Origin of the sequence: Pantoea sp. ME81, from assembly GCF_903970985.1 — a bacterium.
In the GTDB taxonomy this organism is placed as follows: domain Bacteria; phylum Pseudomonadota; class Gammaproteobacteria; order Enterobacterales; family Enterobacteriaceae; genus Pantoea; species Pantoea communis.
Map to the genome: position 1 here is coordinate 1 of NZ_CAJCKS010000225.1, position 6,571 is coordinate 6,571.

A 6,571-nucleotide genomic window follows, 5' to 3' on the forward strand; every position below is an offset into this window, starting at 1 on the left:
ATTAGGATAAGGCAGGCGATACACCTCTGAGGCGAACGGGCCGAAGTTCTGTTTATACGGCTGGCTCATCCCCGTCAGGGTACAGCCTAGCAACGTACGCCCATGGAAGGCACCATCAAACGCGATAATGCCGCTGCGGTTGGTGTGCGCACGGGCAATTTTCACCGCATTTTCTACCGCTTCCGCCCCGCTGGTGAAGAACACGCTTTTGAAATCTTCACCTTTGCCCACCAGCGCATTCAGCCGCTGCGCCAGCTCGATATAGCCCGGGTAGGCAACGACCTGGAAACAGGCGTGTGACACCAGCCCAAGCTGTTTTGTCACCGCATTCACTACCGCCGGATGGTTATGGCCCACATTAAGCACCCCAATCCCGCCGACAAAATCGAGGTAGCGATTGCCCTCGACATCCCACACTTCACTGCCTTTTGCCCGCTCAATCACCAACGGATGCGCGGTGACCACACCACGCGGCACGTTCTGTTCACGAGCATCCAGTAACAGGCCGTTATCGCTATACGTTTGCTGCTCCGCCATGACATTCTGCATTTTCAAAATCCTCATCCACGTAACGTTCGGTTGGCTCAAGTATCGCAACCCGTTGGTTTCTCACGCTGCCGTAATCAGCCAGGCAGCGGCATTTCGTTTCAAAATCATCTGCCAATCAGCAGGGAAATTCTGCACGCAGCGCGTGGCGGGCGATGGCCGTCAAAGTCTGAATACCGTGCGGGATCAGTGCATCGTTGAAGTCGTAAGATGAATGGTGCAACGGCTGGCTGGGTGCCGATCCGATCCACAGATAAGCCCCCGCTCTGGCCTGCAACATAAAGGCAAAATCTTCCGAGGTGAGAGCAGGCTGTCTGGCTTGTTCGGCAGGCATGCCCGCCTCACGCAGGGCATCCAGCGCCAGTTGTGCAGCACCCGCATGATTGACCGTGGCCGGGTAATAACGCAGATAGCTCACCTCTGCCTGCAGACCGTGCGCCGCCGTGACATGTTGCGCCATTTCACGCAGACGGCTTTCAATGATGTCCTGCGCCGCCGGGCTGAACGTACGTACCGTGCCGGTGATACTGGCTTCCGCCGGAATCATGTTGTGTGAGAAACCGCCCTGCATGCGTGTTACCGTCAGCAAACCCGGCTCGCAAGGGTCAAGTGCGCGCGCCACCAGCGTATTGAGCTGCACCACCAATTCACTGGTGGCCAGCAAGGTGTCACGCGTCAGGTGTGGCTGTGCCGCATGACCGCCACCGCCCTTTACCGTGATATCAAAACGGTCCGCCGCCGCCATGATGGCACCCGGCCGCGTCTGGACTTCGCCCAGAGGCAGTTCGGGCCAGTTATGCAGGGCAAATACCGCATCGCAAGGGAATTGCTGAAACAGGCCGTCATCGATCATCGCTTTCGCGCCGGCTAAACCTTCTTCCGCTGGCTGGAAGATAAACACCAGCGTGCCGTCAAAATTACCCTGCTGAGCCAACTGGATAGCCGCGCCCAGCAGCATCACCGTGTGACCATCGTGACCGCAAGCGTGACAGACATTGTCATGCACACTTTTCCACGGCTGAGTGCCGTTATCCTGCATCGGCAGCGCATCCATGTCCGCGCGCAGACCTATCATGCGCGGGCTATTCCCACATTTCAGTACACCGACCACGCCGGTTTTACCCAGGCCGCGATGCACCTCAATGCCGTGCTCTTGCAGCACCTGCGCCACGATGTCGCTGGTGCGCGTTTCCTGATAGCCCAGTTCGGGATGGGCGTGCAGATCCCGTCGCAGAGCGACTAATTGATCCAGTTGCATATCAGTATCCCCGGTTACGATCGATAAGGCCGACCATCGGTTCGCCGCGTTGGTAGCGGCGCAGGTTATCGAGCAGCGCAGCCACCGCGCTGTCGGTTTGCGTCTGGCTGGCAATGTGCGGTGTGAGCCAGATCGCCGGATGCTGCCAGAAAGGATGCTCTGGCGGTAAAGGTTCGGGATCGGTCACATCGAGCACGGCAGCGCTCAATTGTCCGCTGGCCAGCGCCGTGAGCAGATCGTCATGATTTAACTGCGGGCCACGCCCCACCTGTACCAGTGCGGCTCCGGCAGGTAACTGCGCAAACAGCTCAGAGTTGAGTAAACCGCGCGTGCTGTCAGTCAACGGCAGCAAACACACCAGAATGTCGCTGTGTGCCAGAAACTCAGCCAATTGCTCAGCGCCATGCCAGCAGCGCACGCCCTCGAGTTCACGCGGTGTCCGGCTCCAGCCAGCACACTCAAACCCTAATGACACCAGCTGCTGCAAAGATGCCTGGCCGAGTTCGCCTAAGCCCATGACGCCCACCCGCCGCTGATTGGCGGTGCGAATCGGGTGCGTTTGCCACGTTGCTGCGCGCTGTTGCTGGAAATAGCGCGGCATATCACGATGCAACCCCAGCACGGCAAAAGTGACGTACTCCACCATGCCTTGCGTCAGGCCGGGTTCGATCATGCGCACCACCGGCAAATCGGGCGGCAGTTGGCTGAGATCGAACTGATCGGCCCCCGCGCCCACCGACAGTAGCGCTTTGAGATTAGGGAAGGTCGCCATGACATCTTCTGGCGGTTGCCAGGCCACCAGCAGTTCAACCTGTTCTGCGTCACCCACATCCGGCCAGATATGCATCTGCACATCCGGTGCATGTTCAGCCAGCCAGCGCTGCCAGTGGGCTCCACGCGTGGCTTCCGATTTATAGACGATATGCATCACGCCATCGCCTGGGTCATCAACCCAAACGCCTGCATCTCACCGGCTTGCGGTGACCAAGGCGTTCCCCGATACATGGTGGTGGGCGCGTCAACCTTGACCAGCCCCAGTTTTTCCAGCCAGCTCGCCAGCGGTAAAGCCGCATCGGTATCGATGCGCACGAACTCGCCGCGTAAAGCCTGCATCAGCGCGGCAATTAACGCCTGTGCCACCTCGATATTGCGCGCAATCACCGGGCCAATTGCCCAGCCGTGACCAAATCGGCGCAGGCTGGCAAACCCTTGCACCCGCTGCTGCGCGTCATGCAGCAATACCGTTTGATGGTCAGCGATCAGCGTTTGCATCAACTGTGGACGCCACATACCGTGAGCCTGATGGTCTAATTCGGTGAGTAGATCGACGTCATTCGTCTCGGCATTACGCAGCGTTAAACCGGTGGGGAGACTCACCGCAGGCACCATTGCCAGCTCACGTGTCTGGTGCTGTTGGATGGTGCCCGTCACCTTAAAGCCGAGCTTCTTATACAGCCCCTGCCCCATTTCCGTGGCATGTAAACGAATCACGGCGTCCGGGAATTTTTCCATCACGGCCAGCATCAGCTGCTTACCAATGCCGCGCCCCTGGCAGGTGGGATTCACCACCACCAGACCAATGGTTGCGGCGTGTTCACCCCAACGCCAGCCAAAGGCGCTGCCAACAAATTTGCCCTGTTCTTCAGCGACCACGCCTTCACCCAATGCCAACGCCTGCTGCCAGTCTTCACGACGATGCGGCCACTTGAGCTGTTGGGTGATGGCATAGCCGTGTTCAATATCGTCCTGCGTCATGGCGCGTAATGTGATCATCTGCTGCTCCTTTCTTGTAAAACATACCCGCGACGTAGCGGCGCAATCTGCTGCGCGAGCGGTTTCGCCATTAAGATGTGCGATTTATCGCATCGCTACGAATGCCGTGATATTTATTCTGCTTTCAGCACTTCTTCGTGCTCATCCAACCAACCCTGTCGCAGCTCCGGCACCGCCCGTTTAAGACGTTCGAAGTACAGCTCACTGGTCGGCTTATCATATTCAGCGCGGGAAATCTGCGTGACGATGCGGCCTGACTTCATCACCACGATATCATCGCAAACGGCGCGCACGGCATGCATATCATGGCTGATAAACAGCACCGACAGTCCCAACTCACGACGCAGTTCGCTGATCAAATCCAGTACGGCGGCGGCGACCACCGTATCTAATGCCGATGTCACTTCATCGCACAGAATCAGATCCGGCTCCGCCGCAAGGGCACGAGCCAGATTCACACGCTGCTTCTGCCCACCGGACAGCGCCCATGGGCGGCGCCACAACACTGAGCGCGGTAATTTGACCAGGTCCAGTAACTGATGCAGACGCCGCTCAAGATCGGCCCCTTTCAGACCGTGGAACAGCACGAGCGGGCGAGTAAGAATACGTTCCACGTTGTGAGCCGGGTTCAGCGCGGTATCCGCCATCTGGAACACATACTGGATCCGCCGCAGTTCGTTATCCGGGCGTTTGTGCATGTCGCCATTGATGTAGTGACCATTAAACAGAATATGACCGTGACTCGGGGCATTAAGGCCGGCAATCGCATGCGCCAGCGTGGTTTTACCCGAACCCGACTCGCCGATAATGCCAATCGCTTGCCCTTTCCACAGCTTGAGATTGATATCTTCCAGAATCAGCGTTTTCGGTTTGCCCTCACTGTCACGCGGGCCATAACCAGCGCTGAGATCGCGCACTTCCATCAGCGGCTGTGCATTAGCCTCTGCACAGGTCCAGCTGCTCTCGCGCTCTTTCTGACGAGCGGCATCCATCAGCAGTTGGGTATATTCGGCCTGCGGCGCACCAATCAGCCGCTCTGTAGAGCCATATTCCGCCATTTTTCCGCGCAGCAGCACCAGAATTCGATCCGCCATCTGCGCCACCACCGCCAGATCGTGACTGACATAGATGGCTGTAACGCCGCGCTGAGCCACTACGCGACGAAATGCTTTTAGCACTTCCACCTGGGTAGTGACGTCCAGTGCCGTGGTCGGCTCGTCGAGGATCACCACATCTGGATCGCCAATCAGTGCCATGGCCGTCATCAGACGTTGCAGCTGTCCGCCAGAGACCTGATGCGGGAAACGGTCGCCAATGGTGTCAGGATTCGGCAGTGCCAGCTCGCGAAACAGCGTGATCGCCTTTTCTTTGGCGGCTTTGCGTTTCATGGTGCCATGAATCACCACAGGCTCGATAACCTGGTCGAGAATACGCATCCCCGGGTTGAAGGAGGCTGCTGCACTTTGGGCGATGTAGGCCACTTTGTTGCCGCGAAATTCGCGCAACTGGCCGGGCGACAGACTACGCACGTCGGTGCCCGACAGATGAATGTTGCCCTCGGCGATGCGACAGCCGTGGCGCGCATAGCCCATCAGCGCCATGGCGATGGTGGTTTTACCCGAACCGGATTCACCGATCAGCGCCAACACTTCGCCTTTTTGTACGGTAAAACGGATATCTGAAACCAGATCGATCTCTTCGCCCTTATCCGTCTCGGCGGTGACACGCAGGTTTTCAACGGAGATCACGGGCATGGCTGTATGGGGTGTCACGTTCATGCTCCCTCCTTCGCCAGCGTCAGCGGACGCATCTGTTGCAGGCTGTCAATAAACAGGTTGGCGCCGATGGTTAAACTGGCAATCGCCACTGCCGGCATCAATACCGCAGGCGAACCGTTAAACAGGCCTTGTAGATTTTCACGTACCAGCGTGCCCCAATCAGCATAAGGTGGTTGCACGCCTAAGCCCAGGAAGCTCAAGCCGCTGAGTAACAGCACGATATAGACAAAACGCAGGCCAAAATCGGTGAGCATCGGATGCACCATATTCGGCAGAATGTCATGGATAGCCACGTACCAGCGGCTTTCGCCACGCAGTCGTGAAGCACGGACATAATCCATATTGCGCAAACTGCTGGCCATAGCGAATGCGATACGGAACGCACCGGGCCAGTAGGTGAAGATGGCTGTCAGAATCAGCATCGGCAGCGAGGAACCAAACACGGCCACAATCATCAGCGACAGCACTTTGCCTGGCAGCACCAACATGGCATCGTTGATGCGGCCCAGCAACTCTTCGAGCCAGCGTCCTGCAACGGCGGCCAGCAGCGCCAGCAAGGTGCCGATTAAACTGGCACCCAGCGCAGCGGTTAACGCCAGACCAATGGAGAACTTCGCACCGTATAAGATGCGGCTGAGGATATCGCGACCGAGATAATCGGTGCCCAGCAGGTTGTCAGCGGTCATCCCTCCTAGCATCGGGCCACCACCGATATCCTCTACGCTATGCGGCGCCAGTTGATTGCCGAACAGCGCCATCAGTACCCAAAACAGCGAGATCAGCAGGCCAATGCGACCGGAGATCGACAGCGACTGAAAAATTCGTACAGGAAGCAGCAAGCTATTCATCAGCTCCTCCATTTTGGGTTAAAGGCGATAGTGAGGATGTCAGCAATCAGCAGCAGCACCAGATAACAGGCGGCGAACATCATCACGCACAGCTGCACCACTGGCAGATCGCGATTACTCACGGCATCCACCAGCGCACTGGCGAGACCGGGGTAGCTGAAGATCGACTCAATAATGATCACGCCACCAAACAAGTAAGACAGGCTGAGCGAAATGGCGTTGGCAATCGGTCCCACCGCATTCGGCAGCGCATGACGCAACACGGCACGCAGCGGCGCAACACCATTCAGCATCAGCTCGGCAGAGCGCCGAGTAGGGACAGAGCGGATGCCCCGCGGGTCGCACAGGACCGGAGGACAACATTAATA

At 57.9% G+C, this 6,571-nt stretch carries 6 protein-coding genes and 1 pseudogene; all 7 read right to left on the reverse strand.

What is annotated here, in order from left to right; translation table 11 throughout:
• Positions 1-549 (reverse strand): aminotransferase class III-fold pyridoxal phosphate-dependent enzyme (locus H7A81_RS24655; protein ID WP_182059021.1); only part of this gene is annotated, 549 nt, incomplete at its 3' end.
• 115 nt (positions 550-664) lie between these two features.
• Positions 665-1,798 carry a M20 aminoacylase family protein gene (locus tag H7A81_RS24660; RefSeq protein ID WP_182059026.1) on the reverse strand — a complete coding sequence of 378 codons (1,134 nt, stop codon included), beginning with the start codon at positions 1,796-1,798 and terminating at the stop codon, positions 665-667.
• Between the two features lie 7 nt (positions 1,799-1,805).
• On the reverse strand, positions 1,806-2,732 hold the full coding sequence (locus H7A81_RS24665; protein WP_182059022.1) for a glyoxylate/hydroxypyruvate reductase A: 927 nt from the start codon (positions 2,730-2,732) through the stop codon (positions 1,806-1,808).
• Complete coding sequence (locus H7A81_RS24670; RefSeq protein ID WP_182059023.1) at positions 2,732-3,577, reverse strand: GNAT family N-acetyltransferase; 846 nt, start codon at positions 3,575-3,577, stop codon at positions 2,732-2,734. The genes H7A81_RS24665 and H7A81_RS24670 overlap by 1 nt, the downstream gene beginning before the upstream one ends.
• 113 nt (positions 3,578-3,690) lie before the next feature.
• Positions 3,691-5,355, reverse strand: a complete 1,665-nt coding sequence (locus H7A81_RS24675) for an ABC transporter ATP-binding protein (RefSeq protein WP_182059024.1) — start codon at positions 5,353-5,355, stop codon at positions 3,691-3,693.
• On the reverse strand, positions 5,352-6,203 hold the full coding sequence (locus H7A81_RS24680) for an ABC transporter permease (RefSeq protein WP_182059025.1): 852 nt from the start codon (positions 6,201-6,203) through the stop codon (positions 5,352-5,354). Before H7A81_RS24680 ends, H7A81_RS24675 begins: the two co-directional genes overlap by 4 nt.
• Positions 6,203-6,496, reverse strand: a pseudogene (locus H7A81_RS24685) (ABC transporter permease subunit); the annotation flags it as partial. The pseudogene H7A81_RS24685 and the gene H7A81_RS24680, both read right to left, overlap by 1 nt.
• Positions 6,497-6,571 lie beyond the last annotated feature (75 nt).

Excerpts from the sequence above, each read along its gene's own strand:
- H7A81_RS24665 (WP_182059022.1), bottom strand. The coding sequence starts at position 2,732 with ATGCATATCGTCTATAAATCGGAAGCCACGCGTGGAGCCCACTGGCAG.
- H7A81_RS24670 (WP_182059023.1), bottom strand. The coding sequence starts at position 3,577 with ATGATCACATTACGCGCCATGACGCAGGACGATATTGAACACGGCTAT.
- H7A81_RS24675 (WP_182059024.1), bottom strand. The coding sequence starts at position 5,355 with ATGAACGTGACACCCCATACAGCCATGCCCGTGATCTCCGTTGAAAAC.
- H7A81_RS24680 (WP_182059025.1), bottom strand. The coding sequence starts at position 6,203 with ATGAATAGCTTGCTGCTTCCTGTACGAATTTTTCAGTCGCTGTCGATC.